Annotated in this window: 17 protein-coding genes; 8 read left to right on the top strand and 9 right to left on the bottom strand. The window is 46.5% G+C overall.

The window, feature by feature from the left end:
• Positions 1–16: 16 nt before the first annotated feature.
• Positions 17–2,161 carry a peptidase domain-containing ABC transporter gene (locus tag HYN46_RS12205; RefSeq protein ID WP_114899640.1) on the top strand — a complete coding sequence of 715 codons (2,145 nt, stop codon included), beginning with the start codon at positions 17–19 and terminating at the stop codon, positions 2,159–2,161.
• A gap of 1 nt (position 2,162) precedes the next feature.
• Entirely contained in the window at positions 2,163–3,680 is a 1,518-nt protein-coding gene (locus tag HYN46_RS12200; protein WP_162818186.1) for a TolC family protein, read from the top strand.
• A 4-nt stretch (positions 3,681–3,684) separates the two neighbouring features.
• Here the strand turns inward: HYN46_RS12200 and HYN46_RS12195 are convergent, their stop codons facing one another.
• The 3 genes from HYN46_RS12195 to HYN46_RS17615 form a co-directional block, all read right to left on the bottom strand.
• Positions 3,685–3,879: a helix-turn-helix transcriptional regulator gene (locus tag HYN46_RS12195; protein WP_114899638.1), complete on the bottom strand. Its 195-nt coding sequence runs from the start codon at positions 3,877–3,879 to the stop codon at positions 3,685–3,687.
• Positions 3,876–4,262, bottom strand: a complete 387-nt coding sequence (locus HYN46_RS12190; RefSeq protein WP_114899637.1) for a hypothetical protein — start codon at positions 4,260–4,262, stop codon at positions 3,876–3,878. Before HYN46_RS12190 ends, HYN46_RS12195 begins: the two co-directional genes overlap by 4 nt.
• 65 nt (positions 4,263–4,327) lie before the next feature.
• A complete protein-coding gene (locus HYN46_RS17615; protein WP_114900744.1) occupies positions 4,328–4,420 on the bottom strand; it encodes a hypothetical protein in 93 nt (30 codons plus the stop codon).
• A 149-nt stretch (positions 4,421–4,569) separates the two neighbouring features.
• On the opposite strand from HYN46_RS17615, the gene HYN46_RS12180 reads away from it, so the two are divergent.
• The 3 genes from HYN46_RS12180 to hemH all read left to right on the top strand — a co-directional run bounded on the left by HYN46_RS12180 (position 4,570) and on the right by hemH (position 7,837).
• On the top strand, positions 4,570–5,484 hold the full coding sequence (locus HYN46_RS12180) for a LysR family transcriptional regulator (protein ID WP_114899636.1): 915 nt from the start codon (positions 4,570–4,572) through the stop codon (positions 5,482–5,484).
• A gap of 247 nt (positions 5,485–5,731) precedes the next feature.
• Positions 5,732–6,814 (top strand): DUF4062 domain-containing protein, encoded by a 1,083-nt coding sequence (locus tag HYN46_RS12175; protein WP_114900743.1) that lies wholly within the window; start codon positions 5,732–5,734, stop codon positions 6,812–6,814.
• A complete protein-coding gene (gene hemH, locus HYN46_RS12170; protein ID WP_114899635.1) occupies positions 6,815–7,837 on the top strand; it encodes a ferrochelatase in 1,023 nt (340 codons plus the stop codon).
• A gap of 119 nt (positions 7,838–7,956) precedes the next feature.
• Here the strand turns inward: hemH and HYN46_RS12165 are convergent, their stop codons facing one another.
• Complete coding sequence (locus tag HYN46_RS12165) at positions 7,957–8,799, bottom strand: class II glutamine amidotransferase (protein ID WP_114899634.1); 843 nt, start codon at positions 8,797–8,799, stop codon at positions 7,957–7,959.
• 587 nt (positions 8,800–9,386) lie between these two features.
• Between HYN46_RS12165 and HYN46_RS12160 the strand changes: the two genes are divergently transcribed.
• On the top strand, positions 9,387–10,694 hold the full coding sequence (locus tag HYN46_RS12160; protein ID WP_114899633.1) for a GGDEF domain-containing protein: 1,308 nt from the start codon (positions 9,387–9,389) through the stop codon (positions 10,692–10,694).
• 259 nt (positions 10,695–10,953) lie between these two features.
• A complete protein-coding gene (locus tag HYN46_RS12155) occupies positions 10,954–12,075 on the top strand; it encodes a GGDEF domain-containing protein (RefSeq protein ID WP_162818185.1) in 1,122 nt (373 codons plus the stop codon).
• Between the two features lie 7 nt (positions 12,076–12,082).
• On the opposite strand, the gene HYN46_RS12150 is transcribed toward HYN46_RS12155, so the two are convergent.
• The 3 genes from HYN46_RS12150 to HYN46_RS12140 form a co-directional block, all read right to left on the bottom strand.
• Positions 12,083–12,265, bottom strand: a complete 183-nt coding sequence (locus HYN46_RS12150; protein ID WP_114900742.1) for a DNA gyrase inhibitor YacG — start codon at positions 12,263–12,265, stop codon at positions 12,083–12,085.
• Positions 12,266–12,380: 115 nt separating this feature from the next.
• On the bottom strand, positions 12,381–13,193 hold the full coding sequence (locus HYN46_RS12145; RefSeq protein WP_114899631.1) for a hypothetical protein: 813 nt from the start codon (positions 13,191–13,193) through the stop codon (positions 12,381–12,383).
• Between the two features lie 64 nt (positions 13,194–13,257).
• A complete protein-coding gene (locus tag HYN46_RS12140) occupies positions 13,258–13,716 on the bottom strand; it encodes an EVE domain-containing protein (protein WP_114899630.1) in 459 nt (152 codons plus the stop codon).
• A 14-nt stretch (positions 13,717–13,730) separates the two neighbouring features.
• Here HYN46_RS12140 and hemW point away from each other — a divergent pair, with 14 nt between their 5' ends.
• Positions 13,731–14,939, top strand: a complete 1,209-nt coding sequence (hemW, locus tag HYN46_RS12135; protein ID WP_265935979.1) for a radical SAM family heme chaperone HemW — start codon at positions 13,731–13,733, stop codon at positions 14,937–14,939.
• Between the two features lie 14 nt (positions 14,940–14,953).
• Here hemW and HYN46_RS12130 read toward each other — a convergent pair whose 3' ends face one another.
• Both HYN46_RS12130 and clpX read right to left on the bottom strand, forming a co-directional pair.
• Complete coding sequence (locus tag HYN46_RS12130; RefSeq protein WP_114899629.1) at positions 14,954–16,036, bottom strand: AI-2E family transporter; 1,083 nt, start codon at positions 16,034–16,036, stop codon at positions 14,954–14,956.
• Positions 16,037–16,207: 171 nt separating this feature from the next.
• Entirely contained in the window at positions 16,208–17,551 is a 1,344-nt protein-coding gene (gene clpX, locus HYN46_RS12125; protein ID WP_114899628.1) for an ATP-dependent protease ATP-binding subunit ClpX, read from the bottom strand.
• Between the last annotated feature and the right edge of the window lie 55 nt (positions 17,552–17,606).

The raw sequence follows: 17,606 nt of genomic DNA, 5'->3' as shown, positions 1-17,606 counted from the left end.
TTTTAGGCTGCTAATGATGACTTTTCTTGATGAGCTGTCTTTTGGGTTTTCTAAAAAATTACCACTTATACTGCAAACCGAAGCGACGGAGTGTGGTCTTGCCTGTTTAGGCATGGTTGCGGGTTTCTATGGTCATCGTACTGATCTGGCAACATTACGCCGCTCTTATCCGATCTCGCTGAAGGGCGCAACACTGGCTAATCTGATTCAAATAGCCAATCGATTAGAACTGGCAACCCGCCCATTGAAGCTGGAGCTTGAGGATCTCGATCAACTCAAGCTACCGTGCATTTTGCATTGGGACTTTAATCATTTTGTCGTGCTCAAAGAAGTCCATAGCGGATCGGTCATTATTTATGACCCTGCTTTTGGCTCCCGTAAGTTATCGATGAATGAGGTCTCTAAGTCCTTCACAGGCGTAGCGCTTGAGCTATGGCCCAACCCTGATTTTAAGAAGAAAGAAGAGGTTCAGGCGGTTCGACTGCGTGAGCTCATGGGGCATGTTAAAGGACTATGGCGCTCTTTAAGTCAGATCTTATTGCTTGCGCTTGCTTTAGAAGTCTTCGCACTTGTTAGTCCATTCTTTATGCAGTGGGTAATCGATAATGTGATTGTGACTGCTGATCGTGATCTGCTAGCGACCTTGGCGATAGGTTTTGGGATTTTAATGCTGATGCAACAAGCAGTCAGTGTGATGCGCTCTTGGGTCATCATGTATATGGGGACGACACTCAACGTGCAATGGCGCGCCAATGTCTTTACTCACCTCATTCGCCTCCCTGTGCAGTACTTCGAGAAACGTCATTTGGGTGATGTGATTTCACGCTTTGGTTCGATCGACCAGATTCAGCATACGTTGACCGCGACTTTTTTGGAGGCGATTCTGGATGGTCTGATGACCGTTGTGACGCTCATCATGATGTTTATCTATAGTCCAAAGCTAGCATTGATCGCCATTGCGGCGATGGTTCTGTATGCCTTGAGCCGCTGGATCTGGTATCGCCCCCTGCGTAATGCCACTGAAGAGCAAATTATTCACTCAGCCAAGCAAGAAAGCCACTTCATGGAAACGGTGCGCGGCGTTAAAGCGATCAAACTCTTTGAACGCCAAGATGAGCGCCGTTCGACATGGCTGACGCTTGTGGTTGATCAAACCAATGCTGGCTTACGGACTCAAAAATTACAAATTCTGTTTAGACTGTTTAATGGTGTCTTATTTGGCGTTGAAAACATCTTGATCATTTGGCTCGGTGCTTTACTGGTGCTGGATGGTAATTTCAGTGTCGGCGCCTTGATGGCCTTCATGGCGTATAAAGGGCAGTTTGATGGACGGGTGGGCTCGTTGATTGATAAGTTTGTCGAAGTCAAAATGCTGCAACTGCAAGGTGAGCGTCTAGCAGATATCGTGTTGACTGAGCCTGAGGAAGTCTTTGGGCGTCAAACGCTGGCTGAGGATGCACCACTCACGCCGTCCATTACCGTAACCAATTTACGCTATCGCTATTCAGACCAAGAACCTTATGTTTTGGATGATGTGAACTTTACGATCAGTGCTGGGGATTCCGTCGCCATCATTGGTCCCTCGGGCTGTGGCAAAACCACGCTGATGAATGTGTTGCTGGGTGTATTACCACCGACTGACGGTGATGTGCTGATTGGTGGAATCAGTACCAAGCAGCTTGGTATCCATACGCTACGCAGCATGGTCGGTACGGTGCTTCAGGACGACGTGCTTTTTGCTGGCTCGATTGCGGATAACATCAGTTTCTTTGATTCCAAAGCCGATCAGACATGGGTTGAACAATGCGCCAAGATGGCCGCCGTAGATGCTGAAATCTCTGCAATGCCGATGGGTTATAACACCTTAGTCGGTGATATGGGCACAGTCTTATCGGGTGGGCAAAAACAACGTGTTCTCCTTGCCCGTGCGCTGTATAAGCGTCCAAAGATTCTCTTTCTCGATGAAGCAACCAGTCATTTGGACATCGCTAAAGAACAAGAGGTCAATCAGGTCGTGAAGTCACTGGATGTGACCCGGGTGATCATTGCCCATCGTCCTGAAACGATTGCATCGGCCAAGCGTGTGATTGTACTGTCAGGCGGTAAAGTCGTACACGATGTCCCCGTTGAGGCGGGGCTACAACCGTCAAGTGAGCAATGATATGAGCAAGTTTGCTCGTCACGGGGTCACGGTTGGGGTGTTGATCGCACTTTATGCGACCGTAAATCCTGCACATGCCTTTGAAATAGATCCTTTTTCGGTAAAAAAGCTCTATTCAAAAACACCTTCTAAAGGTCAAGTGTTGGAAAAAAAACAGCCTCAACTCGAATCACTCTCTACCGCTGGGGCTGAACCTGCGACAAAACCCACCGCGAGTAGTACTGCGCCAGACAGAGCCATGGCTGATCCCTGTACGTGGGGCAGTATCAAGACTTCGGTCGATTTGCTTGAGGTCGTTGAGCGGGCAATGTGTAGTAACACTGAAGCGCGTCAAGCGTGGGTCAACGTCAAGATTCAAGCTGCACAGGTCGGTGTTGCGAAAGCGGCCTTTCTCCCTACCGCCGATGCAACATTAAGCTATAGTCGAGGACCGAATAATTATCAGGTGCAGGATCGACCCGATTTAAGCTTTAATTCTAAGACCTCGGCCCATAATATTGGTGTGAATGCCAATTGGGTACTGTTTGATTTTGGGCTGCGTCGTGCCAATCTTGAAAACGCACGGCAATTGCTGATTGCAGCCAATGCCACCCAAGACCTGACATTACAGAAGGTTTTTGTCGCCGCCGCACAAGCCTACTATGATTTGATGAGCGCCCAAAGTGCTCTGGATGCCTATAGTGAGGCAGAAAAGACTTCTGGTGAAAGTTTCAAGGCTGCCGAGGCCAAATATAATGCAGGGGCAGGTACGCTCGTAGATAAGCTACAAGCCCAGACGGATTACGCTCAAGCGCGTCTGGATTGTGTGAAAGCATTAGGGGATTTGAGAACTGCCCAAGGTACGCTTGCCGTTGCGATGGGTGTCGATGCGAATACACCTTTTACAGTCAGTACCGATACGCGTGATTTGCCGGATACGGCATTTGTCACCTCAATCAATCAACTGATTGCTGATGCCAAGCGTACCCATCCCAGTTTACGGGCAGCACAAGCACAGCTGGCAGCCGCCAATGCCAATGTGAATGCCGTACGCGATGAAGGATTACCCTCAGTGTCTTTGTTTGGGTCGGCAAACCGCAATCGGCAAATCGGTCAACCGCCTTCTGCGACTGAGTCTGATAATAGTAGCGTGGGGATACAATTAAAAATTCCGCTCTTTGAAGGGTTTGGTCGTAGTTATCGTGTACGTGCAGCCAAAGCACAAGCAGAACTGAAATCCGTGGAGCTTGAGAATGCTGAACAGCAAGTTTCGCTAGAGGTATGGAAAAACTATCAAGCTTTGGCCACGGAGACAGAAGGACTTAAAGCCACTGACGACCTGCTCAAAAGTGCACGACAAGCGTTCGATACCGCGAAAGGTCGTTATAAGGCCGGAGTAGGGAGCATTATTGAGTTGCTGAATGCGCAAAGCGCTTTAAGTAAAGCGGAGCAGCAACGTGTACAGGCGCTTTCGAATTGGCATGTGGCACGTTTGAAGTTGGCCAGTAGCCTAGGGCGACTTGGACTTTGGGCGCTATGAGCTTTTACTCATCAATAGAGAAAATGGCCTCAATGTTTAATGAGAATATCTTAGCTATCGCAAATGCGAGAGGCAGACTGGGGTCGTAGCGCCCCGTTTCTATCGCGTTGATGGTTTGACGTGATACTCCTAGTAAATCGGCTAAAGCGGCTTGGCTTAAGCCGCGCTCTGCGCGTAAATCACGGATAATATTCTTCATTGATGGTATCGTCGATCAAAAATGGCAAGGATTGCCCACAGTACCCCCATTACTGGCCAAACCATAAACATACTCAATTTGGGATAACCTGCATTTTCAAGGAAGCCATAGGTAAATGTCCAACCCACAGTAATTGCTGTAGCAATTGCAATATGCTCGAGAATTGTTTTACGCAGAAGTTCGTCGGAGCGGCGAAACTGTCGAACGATCGCCCAAATAATCAAGAGTACAGGCAACATGGGGGTAATATAGATAAGAGTTTGCGAGATACCCGACACTCGTTCGCCGAGCGTTAAAGACGCCGCAAGTGTAATGAAATACACCAGTAGTGAGCCTGTTAATTCAGCCAAGTAAGCATATTTATAGTTTGTTGAGATCATCATGCACCCCCAGAGATGTAAAGTATGCTTTACATCTTAGTGTTAAATAAAAATATGTCAAGTAAACTTTACATTTTACTTGGAATAGAAACGGCTGCTAAATAAAATTCTTCCGCAAACTTCATTTCACGTTTTTCGCCAATGCGCGGATATCCAAAGATATGAGTCGTGGTTAATTTTTATTACGGCCTAACAAGAATTTCGCTGTTCTAGTGTGACTATTTTACAAACATGAATTAGGCTCATCTTTTTCATGATAAGATGAATAATATTAACATTAAAATATTTTTATTTTGAAAAGGTGCGCTTCATGCTGGAAATTCGCCACTTGAAAACATTGCACGCGCTCCGTGAGCAAGGCTCCTTGGCCGCCGCATCTGAGCATCTACACCTCACCCCCTCAGCGTTGTCACATCAACTCAAAGAGCTTGAGCAATGGTTATCGATGTCGTTGGTCAATCGCAAGACCAAGCCTCTCCAGTTTTCAGCAGCCGGATTACGCTTACTCCAGCTTGCCGATCAAGTCTTACCGTTGGTACAGATGACGCGTGCGGAACTTACGCGACTGGCGCATGGACAAACTGGTCGTTTGTTGCTGGCATCGGAGTGCCATAGCTGCTTCGACTGGTTAATGCCGGTTCTGAATCGCTATCGGCAGGATTTTCCCGATGTCGATTTAGACTTTGCCAGTGGTTTTGAGCCAGAGCCCCATACGCAGTTACAGCAGGGCGAGATTGATTTATTGGTCACTACCGATTGCTTACCCGTCAAGGGCATTCAGTATCTGCGCTTATTTGACTATGAATCCCGGCTAGTCCTGGCACCATCGCACCCCCTTGCTGCACAAGAGGTGATTCATGCCGAAGAAGTCGCAGCACAGACGCTAATTGCTTATCCGGTTGAGCCGACTCGACTAGATATTGTCGCGGGGTATTTAACCCCTTATGGCTTAAAGCCTGCTCAATTACGCACTACTGAACTGACGCCGATGCTGATTCAGTTAGTCGCGAGTGGTCGTGGTATAGCGGCATTACCCGATTGGGTGGTGAAGGATTATGAGCAAAAAGGCTGGGTGGTCAGTCGCCGTTTAATTCCAAAAAATGCTGAAGCAGCTCCGCTAGGATTACGCCGTACGCTCTATGCCGCCGTACGCGAGGTCGATCAGGAGTTGGTGTTTATGCAGGGCTTTTTAACCTTACTGGCGCGCATGACACAAGGGCGATAGTGACATTTTTTGTCACGGCTTATTCATGCTCAGACTGCAAAGTTTATCGTTGAGAGGTGATGTTAATTTAGGCGGATGATGCTTTTTAACACTTTTATGCAGAATATGTCACATATTGACGTATTTATTGCATGAGTTGGGCGTTGAGCTAGTTGCGTGCTCATCTTTGCAAATGTACACTCATCGGGAAAGCAGAAAAGGATGAATCTGCAGATTGCCAAAGGCAGTCATGAATGGGAGCGATCAGATGATCGACAAGCGGTATCATGTATTTATCAGTACGACTGGCGCGGATATGCAAGCTGAGCGGTCGGTACTGGCACAAACTTTGGCCAGTTTAGGCTTTTTCTCGTGGGGACTAGAGACTCGTACACCGCTGACGACAGCTTTTGCTCGCCGTCAAATCGATGATTGCGATTATTTCGTATTGATGCTGGGTTCTCGCTATGGTGAATTATCGGCTTCGGGCGTCAGTTACGTCCATCTTGAATACATCTATGCCATTACCAAACAAAAACCAGTTTTTGTGATTCTGCACGAGTCACCTGAGACGCGTTCCCCAGATTTTCAGGAAAAGACGCAAGAAGGGCAGGTTAAATTTCAAGATTTCCGCCGTCAATTGCAACGCGAGCGTGATATGGTGGTCACGTTCCGCGAACCGCGTGAACTTGAAGTGATTTTGCGTCATGCCATGCCACAACTTACACAGCGTTACCCCTCCTTGGGTTGGGTGCGTCCAAACGATGGGCCGATGCAAGCATTGCAGGCTGAAAATGAGAAGCTACGTCTTAAAGTTCAACAACTGACGACGCTAGGTCGTGGTCGCTCTACAGCGAGACCGACCCCTGTGGATGCCGAAGTTGAACAGGCTTTTGTGGATATCGAAGAAAAACCGGCACCGCTTGAGGTCCCAGTGGTCCGTGGGGATGAGGTGGTTGCTTTTGACTATCGTGTTCATGCCTATCAGGATGGTAATTTCCGAGAACTGCGTCCACGTCGTCAAATGTCATGGAATGAACTGCTCATGGCAATGGGTCCGGGCTTTCGTCCGCCTGCACCTGAAGAGGACTTTGCGCGGATCATCAATGATTATTTGAACATCTCAGCACTGGGCGATGTCAAAGATTCCATGCCGCGTGCCCATGCGACTGCTCGCTGTCAGATTAATATTCGTGCATTGCATGCCATTAAAATGCAGCTTAAAAATAATAAATGGATTGTCCCAGTCGGCCGTGATGAAAAGCATCGCATCCTATGGGGCTTATCACCGCAGGGAGAGAGTCAACTTAATAAACTCATGGCAGGTCAGCGCCTTGAAACAGGTTCATAGATGACATCGAATTCCCAGGATACTTCTGCAATCCAACGTGCTGTGCTCCTCGTTAATCTCGGTACCCCTGATGCGCCAACGCCGCAGGCTGTGCGGCGTTTTTTACGCGAGTTTCTCTCCGATTCGCGGGTGATAGAGATTCCGCGGGTTATCTGGGCAATCATTCTTAATCTGTTTGTGCTGCCATTTCGGCCCAAGCGTGTTGCGCATGCCTACGCTTCGATCTGGGCCATGGGTGATTCACCGATGCGGTTAATTTTGAACGCGCAGGCCAATGCACTTCAGCAAATGCTTGATTTTCAGATAGTACATCGGGATGTCGCGGTGCTGCCTGCGATGACGTATGGTACTCCGAGTTTGGCAGCAGCATTGGATCGTTTATCCGCTGATGGGGTCGAGCAGATCATTATCTTGCCGCTTTTTCCGCAGTATTCAGCTACATCCACGGGCGCTGTTTATGATGTGGCAACACGCTGGATGCAGACACAGCGCAATTTACCCACAGTGACCTTTATTAAAGATTATTTTGCGCATCCCTTATATATCCAAGCGCTTGCTGATAGTGTGCGACGTTATCAAGTTGAGCATGGGACTCCTGATCGACTGCTAATGTCCTTTCATGGTATTCCTATCCCTTATGCAGAGCGCGGCGATCCTTACCCTGAGCGTTGTCATGTGACAGCTAAACGTGTGGCAGAGGCATTGGGTTTACGTGATGATCAGTGGGCAATCAGCTTTCAATCGCGCTTTGGCAAACAAGAGTGGGTTAAGCCCTATACCAATGTATTGCTGACTGAGTGGGCGCAAGCGGGCGTCAAGTCGGTACAGATTATCAGTCCCGCGTTTTCAGCAGACTGTTTAGAAACGCTAGAAGAACTTGCGATCGAAAATCGTGACGTATTCCTTAGCGCGGGTGGTCAATCCTATCAATATATCCCAGCGCTGAATGCTGATGTTGCCCATATTGAAATGATGGCAGCGCTGATTAATCCTATTCTAGACGGCTTTGAGGCGATATCTTAAATCCACTGTCAAAATGGTTTTGAGTCGACAAGTGTTCTAAGAGATTTAGTTTCTTTATCGGATAAAAAAAATCCCTTCCTTTTTATTTCTGGAAGGGATTTTTTTGTTGCTATGGGGAATTAAACAGCATTGGCAAAGGCTTGTTCTTGAACAGGCTGCGTGGGCGGCTCTATGAGTTTGACGTGGGTTTGTGCTTGATAGCGTAAATGACCATTTTCAAAACCCAGTAATTCTCCCGAAGTAAAAGCAGTCCACTGTTCATTGTCTGTCAGCGGTTCAGTTGCAATGACCGCAACACGATCATCAGGCTTAGCATAATGACTAAAGTCGATGTCGAGATCCATATCGACCAGATGGGCTTGGCTAAAAGGCCACGAGCGAATCAGCCAATGCAAGTTTGTTGTCGCATAAGCAAAGAGTGCCTGACCATTGGACAGCATAAAGTTAAAAGTACCATGGGCTGCAATGGTCGGCGCAAGTTCGGCCAGCACCGAGAAAATTTCAGCAAGATCCGGTTCATTGTTACCAAAGCGATCTCGTAGTCCTTGCAACAGAGCACAATACGCCAGTTCACTGTCTGTCGTTCCTACAGGCAAGTAGGTGCCATTTAATACTGGGGCATAATTTTTGAGATCGCCATTATGGGCAAAGATCCAGTGCCGCCCCCATAGTTCCCGCATGAACGGATGGCTATTTTCAACTTCAATATTGCCTTGTGTAGCTTTACGAATATGCGCGATCACGTTTTTGGACTTAATCGGATTACGACGTAAACAATCCGCAATCGGTGAGTTCACCGCAGATTGATTGTCAATAAACAGGCGACAGGCTTTATTTTCAAAGAAAGCAATTCCCCAGCCGTCGGCATGATCCGAAGTCACGCCCGCACGCTGCGAGAATCCCTTAAATGAAAAGGTAATATCAGTTGGTGTCGCACAGTTCATGCCGAGTAATTGGCACATATCGAAGTTAGGCTCCATTTTGGCATTCATCGCATAGTTCGACAGAGTTAATATTCTGACGTGCTATCGATGCTTTGAAATCAGACATCCATTACGCCATCTAAAACGCAAGAAAGCCACATGAACTTATAGTCTTAATTCTGCCGATTATAACGACCTTAATGCAAATAATGAATATAGGATTGGTTTGCATCACTTGTGCTATAGAGTGCAAAAGGAGCAAATTTTTATCCTGAAGCAATGCAGTCAGACGGCTTTATCACTAAGAGTGCAGCAATCCTTATGCCAAATGATAACGTGAAAATGGATCCCATATCCGATCAAATAGGGTGTTTTACCAGTGTTGAAATAAAGTGATTGTTTCAGAGGTATGAAATGTCAGACGAAAAATGAGCACAACTGCATAATTTTTGCGCTAGAATACTCGTACTAGTCATAAAGGACGTATGACTTTCAACACAGCAAAAAAACGCGTTCATAAGGGCAATAAGTGAGCTGGTCGGAAATCACCATAAAAGAGTTGGTGGATGTAGACTATTTCATTACAGTCTTACGAACAATACACGCTAGCTGATTTGTGACGGAACATGAATATCAGTGATTTAAACCCCAAAGACCTCAAAGCGCAAATTATTGCATTATATAAACGGACGCTTGGTTCGGTTATCGTGATGGAGTGGAGTTTTGCTCAAAAAAGCATGCTGTTGCTCGTATTCATGATCATGCTTTATTCTTCCTATGTACTCTATATGTTTGCAGTACCGCTGAATCCAGAGTGGGCGGCTTATATTAATGTTCCTCTTTTCAAAATTTTGATTTGGAAAGATATTCTAGTCACCCTACTTGCTGCTATTTTCTTCTGTTGTTGCTATATCTGGCGTAAAAGTGCTTGGGCTAATCGACATCTACCTCTCTTTATTATTGTCTTTTATGCGATCTCCATGTGCCTTACTGGGTATCTGGTTGGTGCCATGAGCCCTGCCACGGGCATCTTCCTCATCGGCACGCCACTGATCGGACTCGCTTTGTTTCCACGTGGGATGGTGTTGTGGGTGACCATACTTGCGACGATTTTGATGACATCGCTTGCTTTTGCTGGTGTATCAGGCTGGATTGCGTATGCACCACTCTTTGCTAGCGGCGGTATTTTAGATTTAAAGCAGCATTCACGCTTCTATTTCTATAGCCAGATGTATTTTATGCTGCCCCCGTCGCTAATTATCTTGGTTGCTGCTGATGTGATTTTAAAGCAATGGCATATGCGTGGGCGGGAAGTGACGTTACTCAGTCAACTCGATTCATTGACCAATCTGTTTAATCGGCGAACGATTAATGAACATCTTGAGCGCTTGATTATTGAAAGTACGGAAGCGGAGCGAATCTCGATTTTGATTTTGGACCTTGATCACTTTAAACAGATTAATGATACTCATGGTCATATGATCGGTGATGAGGTACTCAAGGCGGTTGGTCAGGTGCTACAACAGAGTATGCGTAAAAATGATGTCGCAGGACGCTTTGGTGGTGAAGAGTTTATCGTTGTCCTTGCCCGCTCTGAGCGTCAGGTAGGTATGCAAGTGGCGGAGCGGATACGTAATCGCATACAAGCGATTCGCATTCTGGATAAAAACGGACAAGAGATTAAGATCACGACCAGTGTTGGGGTATCCAGTTGCGCCCCCCAAGTGATGACGGGTATCGATCCTATGCTACACGAGGCCGATCAAGCGCTCTATTTCGCTAAGAATGCCGGACGGAATCAAGTCATTCATTTTGATCAGTTGGTTGTAGAGCAAGCCCCCGATTTCCATATTTATGATGCTAAAGCTGAAGTTAGTGAAGAAGGGGCACTGGTTAAACATATGGGGGCATATCCCATACCTCCTTCAATTTAATAAACTGTTAGTCGATAATTTGTATACTAGGTCACTATAAATCGCTAAAATGTATTGAATTTAGGCCATATCGAATGGAAGGCTTGAACTTTCGATCTGCTCTGATTTTTGAGCGTATATTATTAAAATGGGTATGTGAACCATGGTGGCCCAAGCATTAACACTTAAAAAAATTAGACAACACATTCGTGACATACGCCAAAAAAACCTCAGCTCTTTGATCATTATTGAGTGGAGCTTTATTCAAAAGAGCATCCTCTTGCTTGCGATTATGGTTGTGTTATTTACATCGTATGCGCTGTATGTTGCTTTTGTCATGCTTCATCCAACATTACACCATTTCATTAATGTCAATTCGACGATCTTACTATGGAAAGATGTGGTCATTCTGATGATTGCATTTGCTGCAATGATTTTTGGCTATACATGGCGGACCAGTGCGCGGGTCAATCGTTATTTTCCAATCTTTTGTATCATCTTTTTCGCAACTGCGATGTGTATATCAGGATATTGTTTAGGCGTCTTGAGTCCTGCGACAGGGGTATTTGTAATTGGAACACCTTTGATTGGACTAGTTTTATTTCCGCGTAAAATTGTGCTGATCATGGCCGTTCTGACGATGTTGACTATGGTACTTTTAACTATAGCCAGTAATCTGAACGTGATTCCTTATGCGCCACTGTTCACCCATCAGGACCTAGTGGGGATGCAAGGTTTTGCATCGTTTTATTTATATAGTCAGCTTTATTTTACCCTGCCACCTTTGCTATTTATCTTATTTATTATGGATGTGATTTTAAGGCAATGGAGTCAACGCGAACGCGATGCGGCGATGCAAAGCAAACTAGACTCGCTTACCCATCTTCTAAGTCGCTACAGTATTGATCAACACTTAGAGCGTTTAGTGACACTGAGTTCAGATCAGAAAGAAATATCGACTTTGTTAATTGCCATCGACAGAATTGAATATATTCAAAAAACGTATGGCCGTACTTTTTGCAATGAGTTGAAGAAAAAGATTGCCAAACTTTTACAGCTTAGTTTGCGTAATCAAGATTTAGCAGGCAGCTTCGACGATGATCATTTTATTGTGATTTTATCTGCTGCCCATCGTGAAGTGGGTTTGGCTGTCGCAGAGCGAATCAGGGTTCGGATTGAGAATCTCATCATTGCAGATGGGTTTGGACTTGAGATACAGATAACGGCGAGTATTGGTGTCTCTACCTGTCTGCCTTTTGGCATGGTGGGAGCCGATTCAATTTTGATACAAGCTGAACAAGCACTCGCTCAAGCCCAGCAGAATGGTACGAATCTGGTCATGCACTATGATCAAGTGCCTATCGCCGCTCTTAAAGAGTCGGATGTCGTATTTACCTCATGACCTTGCTCTATACCTCATCATCATGATTGGTATCATAGCGAGTCGTAGTTTGACGTTCTGGAACTCGATATTCTTCATTGGCCCATGCGCCTAAATCAATCAGTTTACAGCGCTCAGAGCAAAAAGGTCTGCTGGGATTGTCGGTCCAGTGGGACGGCTTACCGCACTGAGGACAGGGAAAACTTGGGATGGCAGGAGTTGATGGTGTAGTCATGGTTTTCCTTCGTTGATGAGATTTTAGAATGAATATTGCTGAAAAATAGTTTCAGCAATATTCGATATCGAAAAAGGCTGTTATGGGGCCATTAGAACTTGACGGCAAGGGTCTTAAAAGCCACAGGCGTATTATTGATATCAAACAGTTCAACCACTGCCAGATATTGTTGACCGCGGGCGACATTATTATTAACTGCATTGGTGATGAGCGTCGTTGCAGGTGCAATGATCTGACGCACAACCGCATTGTTTGAACTATCCACTTGGCTTGGATCGACAATCAAGACCACTGCGCGAGTGGCGTTGCTTACAAAGGTCCAGTTAATCAGATCGCCAGTTTGCGTTAATGCAAAATTATTGGGAAAAGTAACGGAGTCTTTGTAAACTTGCCAAGTACCTTTATCTGCAACGGTATAACTTCCACAGTTATTGACGGTTTTACGATCATCACCACTTTTGTCTATGCGATTGTATTTGCCAGAATAATTATCGGTTGCCCGAGAGTAGCTACCTGAGAATGTTGCCGCAAATGTAGGATTCAGCTGATCCCAATTCAAGGTGTCTAGCGAGCCTACGGTTTTTCCGGTGAGGTAAGCCGTAGTTTTTTGCCCTGTGATTTGCAGGGCATTGGTCCGCTGACAATCAAAGAATTGATAAGACATACGACCATTAAACCCGCCTTCACTATTGGGCAAAGACAGATACATTCCGCCTACGGTTGAGGGCGTATCTGCGGTATCTGCACTTTGTACATAATAGCCGTAGAAACGGCCTCCAGCACCATCGGTGAGGGCCGGCGGTGTAATCGCATCAACAATCGCATCACCCGTACCGCCGCCACAGCCAGAGAGCAGGATGCTGGCGGTCAGGCCGATGAGTAGCATTTTTTTGTTGTGTAACATGAATATTCCTTTTTTTCGGTCTTGCGTGATATTCAATCTCAAGATTGAAATTCTATATTGGACGTTATAGGCTTTGATGCTTCTTCATAATGGCTTGCCATTCAGCAGGACTGACAGGCATGAGCGAAAGACGATTGCCACGGCGAACCAAAGCGAGGCTTTCAAGCTCCGGCATCAATCGTAATTGTTCCAGCGGTAGTTGCTTCGACCAGATTTCACCAAACTTAACATCGACGCCTGTCCAGCGTGGATTATCCAATGTCGATTTCGGATCATAGTATTTGTGATGGGGATCAAACTGCGTAGGGTCTGGATAGCCCGCACGACTAATCGTCATCTGTCCAACTATTCCCGGCACTTTGGTGTTTGAGTGGTAGAATAGTGCTTCATCACCCACAGCCATTTGTCGTAAAAAGTTACGTGCCTGATAGTTACGTACGCCATCCCAAAGTGCCGTGCCACGTGCTTTAAGATGTTCAATGCCAAATGTTTCTGGTTCAGATTTCATTAGCCAATAGGCCATAGGATGCTCCCGTTTTGAGTCCTTTTATCACTGTTGATTCTCACATTCCCTTAGCATTGTATATCCACATGCCATGGTGCGTAAAAAAATGCCCTTATTGTGATTTTAACTCACATGCCGTGCCGCAAGGTACATTTTCGGTAGAAGGCACGTTATCCATCAGTTTAGAGCAAGAGTATCTTTCTGCGCTGCTCGCCGATGCCAAGCAGCAAGCCGCATGGGCCCAGAATCGACCTTTGGTGAGTGTGTTCATTGGGGGAGGGACGCCATCTCTCATTTCTGCAGCAGGTTATCAATGGCTTTTCGCTGAGCTACGCCAAATTTTTGAGTTTGCCGCTGATTGTGAAATCACGTTAGAAGCTAATCCGGGAACGCTCGAACATGCGCCTTTCTCAGAGTATCTGATTGCAGGTATTAACCGATTGTCACTGGGTGTACAGACGTTTAATGATGAGCTGTTGCATACATTAGGGCGAGTTCATGGCTCAGATGAGGCTAGACTTGCGATTGCACGTGCGCGCGCAGATGGTTTTGATCGATTGAATGTGGATTTGATGCATGGATTACCTAATCAAACGGTGGAAATGGCCCTGTTTGATCTCCAGAGCGCAATGGACTGTGGGGCAACGCATATCTCTTGGTATCAATTGACGATTGAACCCAATACAGTTTTTTTTCGGACTCAGCCCGTACTTCCTGATGAAGATCGCTTGGCAGACATCCAGTCGGCTGGTGAGGCGTTATTGCGTGCGCATGGGTATGTGCAATATGAGGTCTCCGCTTGGGCGAAGGAGCTGCCCAGTCGTCATAACCTAAACTATTGGCAGTTTGGTGATTATCTAGCAATCGGTGCGGGCGCTCACGGCAAAATCACTGTGCAAGAGCAGGACAGTGAGACGCCTACGATTTATCGGTTCCAAAAGTCACGATTGCCCAAGGATTATTTAGCGCAGGTTCCGGCCCCTGCCTTACAGTTTGAGCCTGTGATAGCAGAAGACTTACCTTTTGAGTTTATGATGAATGCATTGCGTTTGGTAGATGGCGTGCCACAATCTTACTTTGCAGAGCGGACAGGATTATCGCTTGATCGAATCTGGTCTACGGTTAGCGCATTGCAGCAAGAACAGCTAATGCAGCCAAATCCATCACAGCTGGTTTGTTCGGCATTGGGCTTTAATTACCTCAATGCCGTACTCGAACGCTTTAGCGTGCCCGATGATTGAACATTGAGGAGTTGTTATGGCTGCTCTTCGGGGATGGCTTGTTCATCATCAATCACGATGCCACGTGCTTGCCATTCGCGCCAGACTGCGAGTAAAACGGCCAGAATGACAGGCCCGATAAATAAGCCTACGAGACCAAAGGCACCCAGCCCTCCTAAAACACCGAACATGATCAGTAAGAAGGGCACCTGCGTGACTCCAGAGATGACCATGGGGCGAATAATATTATCCACCCAGCTCACTACCAGCCCTCCCCAAAGTGCCAAGCCAATGGCGGGTATCGTATGGCCTTGAGCAAGAAGCCATAAGCTGACGCCACCCCACGCAAACGGAGTTCCAAAAGGGATCAAGGCGAATAACAATGTCATGACAGTGAGGAGGATTGGGCTAGGGGCACCAGCAAACGCATATCCAATACCTGCAAGTAACGCCTGAGCCAATGCCGTTAACCCAATACCATAGACCACCGCCTGCGTGGTGAGACCAATTTCAGACAGATAGCCATCCACGCGTTGTCCCATGATGTGGTGCAGCGCTCGACGGATTTGCTTGAGTACGGTATCGCCATCACGATAGAGAAAGAATACCGTCATTAAGGCAAAGCCAAGTTTTGCGGCATTGCGAGAGATTTCATTGATAATCACTTTACCGTAGGTCAGATGGGCTTGGGTCCACTGACGAATCATTTGTACTGTTTCACTCGGATCGTTATTGATTTTATCGACAATGATTTTAATCTCACCGCCAATTGCAGGTAAGCTCAGCACGGAATCTGGCACGATGAGTCGCCCTTCGGCAATTTGTCCTTGCAGACTGAGATAGAGATTACGGGCTTCTTGTTGTAGTAAGAAAGTTCCAATGAGTACGGGGATACCGACAACCAAGATCAGTGCAAAGGTCATGAGTAGGGCGCTTAAATTATTGCGTTCCCCCAATCGGCTGCGCAGGCGGCTATAAAGGGGCCATGTGACATAAGCCAGTATGGCCGCCCAGAGTACAGGGGAAATAAAAAAGACAAGAACTTGATAGCTTAGTAACAGCAGCCCGGTGAGTAAAATGAGTAATAAGAAACGCTGGGTCATTGATGTTACAGGCATAAAACTCTCAAGCTCTTGTTCTATCGTGGATGAATTGCGGGCAAGTGCATGAGTCTACGATAGTCAAAAAAGTGGCACTGGTTTGTCAGAGTTATGTATTCGCGATTCATTCGCCAATAAAAAGCCGCCTTTGTATAGGCGGCTTTAGATCAGATCAATGACCGAGGGAGTTTAAGCAAGTTTTTGAGTGTTTTCTAGAACTTGCAAATGCTCTAACGGGTCTTTGCTGTCGTTGGCGACTGCCGGAAGACGTTCTGGCTTAAGCGTAGGCTTCTCACCGCTGTTGATGACTGCTTCAGTCACTTGAACGGTACCGACATCTTTCATGGAAGGTAGATCGTACATCGTGTCCAAGAGTACGTTTTCCAGAATTGAACGCAGACCACGGGCACCAGTCTTACGTTCCAGTGCTTTCTTGGCAACCGCTTTTAACGATGCTTCGTCAAAAGACAAATCCACATTTTCCATTTCAAACAGACGTTGGTACTGTTTGGTTAATGCATTACGTGGTTCGGTCAAAATCTGAATCAGGGCTTGTTCATCCAGCTCTTCAAGCGTAGCCAGCACAGGTAAACGACCAATGAACTCAGGGATCAGACCATATTTGATCAGATCTTCCGGTTCGACTTCGCGGAACAATTGTCCCAAAGTCTTGGTTCCATCTTTGCTCTTCACATCAGCACCAAAGCCAATGCCGCCTTTTTCACTGCGCTGTTTAACCACTTTCTCTAGACCCGAGAAGGCGCCACCGCAAATGAAGAGAATGTTTGAGGTATCAACTTGCACAAACTCTTGCTGTGGATGCTTACGGCCGCCTTGTGGTGGAATAGACGCAACCGTGCCTTCGATCATTTTGAGCAAAGCTTGCTGGACGCCTTCACCGGAAACATCGCGGGTGATGGAAGGGTTGTCGCTTTTGCGGCTGATTTTATCGATTTCGTCAATGTAGATAATACCCATTTGGGCTTTTTCGACATCGTATTCTGCTTTTTGCAGCAGTTTTTGTACGATGTTCTCAACATCTTCACCGACATAACCCGCTTCGGTGAGGGTTGTGGCATCGGCCATGGCAAACGGGACATCGAGCAGACGGGCTAAGGTTTGAGCAAGCAACGTCTTCCCTGAACCCGTCGGGCCGACGAGGAGAATATTGCTCTTTGATAGCTCAACCATAGCTTCACGTGCACCGGTTTTGGCTGGCACGTTATGAGATGCTTTCAAACGTTTGTAATGGTTGTAAACCGCAACGGCAAGCGTTTTCTTCGCTTGCTCTTGGCCGATCACATATTGATCCAACGCTGCACGAATTTCAGCAGGCTTAGGCAAAGGACGCTCTGCCCACGAGCCTGTTGCTGCAGGAGCAGGGGTCTGAACCAGATCAATACAGATATCAACGCATTCGTTGCAGATATATGCGTTTTCGCCTGCAATCAGTTTTTTAACTTCATCCTGACGTTTGCCGCAGAATGAACAACTCTTGTCGCTATGACCTGAGTTTTTGGGAAGGTCAGTCATGGGAGCTCCCAAGTAATAATGTGAATAATTATAGCAAAACCGAAGCTGTTGTTGA

The organism is Aquirhabdus parva (genome assembly GCF_003351745.1).
In the GTDB taxonomy this organism is placed as follows: domain Bacteria; phylum Pseudomonadota; class Gammaproteobacteria; order Pseudomonadales; family Moraxellaceae; genus Aquirhabdus; species Aquirhabdus parva.
Note: the sequence above shows the minus strand (reverse complement) of the source record. Positions and strands in the feature narration are given on the sequence as shown.

What these genes read in the sequence shown, in the direction of transcription:
- HYN46_RS12175 (WP_114900743.1), top strand. Translation starts at nt 5,732, where the DNA reads ATGATCGACAAGCGGTATCATGTATTTATCAGTACGACTGGCGCGGAT.
- HYN46_RS12140 (WP_114899630.1), bottom strand. Translation starts at nt 13,716, where the DNA reads ATGGCCTATTGGCTAATGAAATCTGAACCAGAAACATTTGGCATTGAA.
- HYN46_RS12195 (WP_114899638.1), bottom strand. Translation starts at nt 3,879, where the DNA reads ATGAAGAATATTATCCGTGATTTACGCGCAGAGCGCGGCTTAAGCCAA.
- clpX (WP_114899628.1), bottom strand. Translation starts at nt 17,551, where the DNA reads ATGACTGACCTTCCCAAAAACTCAGGTCATAGCGACAAGAGTTGTTCA.
- HYN46_RS12205 (WP_114899640.1), top strand. Translation starts at nt 17, where the DNA reads ATGACTTTTCTTGATGAGCTGTCTTTTGGGTTTTCTAAAAAATTACCA.
- HYN46_RS12165 (WP_114899634.1), bottom strand. Translation starts at nt 8,799, where the DNA reads ATGTGCCAATTACTCGGCATGAACTGTGCGACACCAACTGATATTACC.
- HYN46_RS12190 (WP_114899637.1), bottom strand. Translation starts at nt 4,262, where the DNA reads ATGATGATCTCAACAAACTATAAATATGCTTACTTGGCTGAATTAACA.
- HYN46_RS12180 (WP_114899636.1), top strand. Translation starts at nt 4,570, where the DNA reads ATGCTGGAAATTCGCCACTTGAAAACATTGCACGCGCTCCGTGAGCAA.
- HYN46_RS12130 (WP_114899629.1), bottom strand. Translation starts at nt 16,036, where the DNA reads ATGCCTGTAACATCAATGACCCAGCGTTTCTTATTACTCATTTTACTC.
- HYN46_RS12160 (WP_114899633.1), top strand. Translation starts at nt 9,387, where the DNA reads ATGAATATCAGTGATTTAAACCCCAAAGACCTCAAAGCGCAAATTATT.
- HYN46_RS12145 (WP_114899631.1), bottom strand. Translation starts at nt 13,193, where the DNA reads ATGTTACACAACAAAAAAATGCTACTCATCGGCCTGACCGCCAGCATC.
- HYN46_RS12200 (WP_162818186.1), top strand. Translation starts at nt 2,163, where the DNA reads ATGAGCAAGTTTGCTCGTCACGGGGTCACGGTTGGGGTGTTGATCGCA.
- hemH (WP_114899635.1), top strand. Translation starts at nt 6,815, where the DNA reads ATGACATCGAATTCCCAGGATACTTCTGCAATCCAACGTGCTGTGCTC.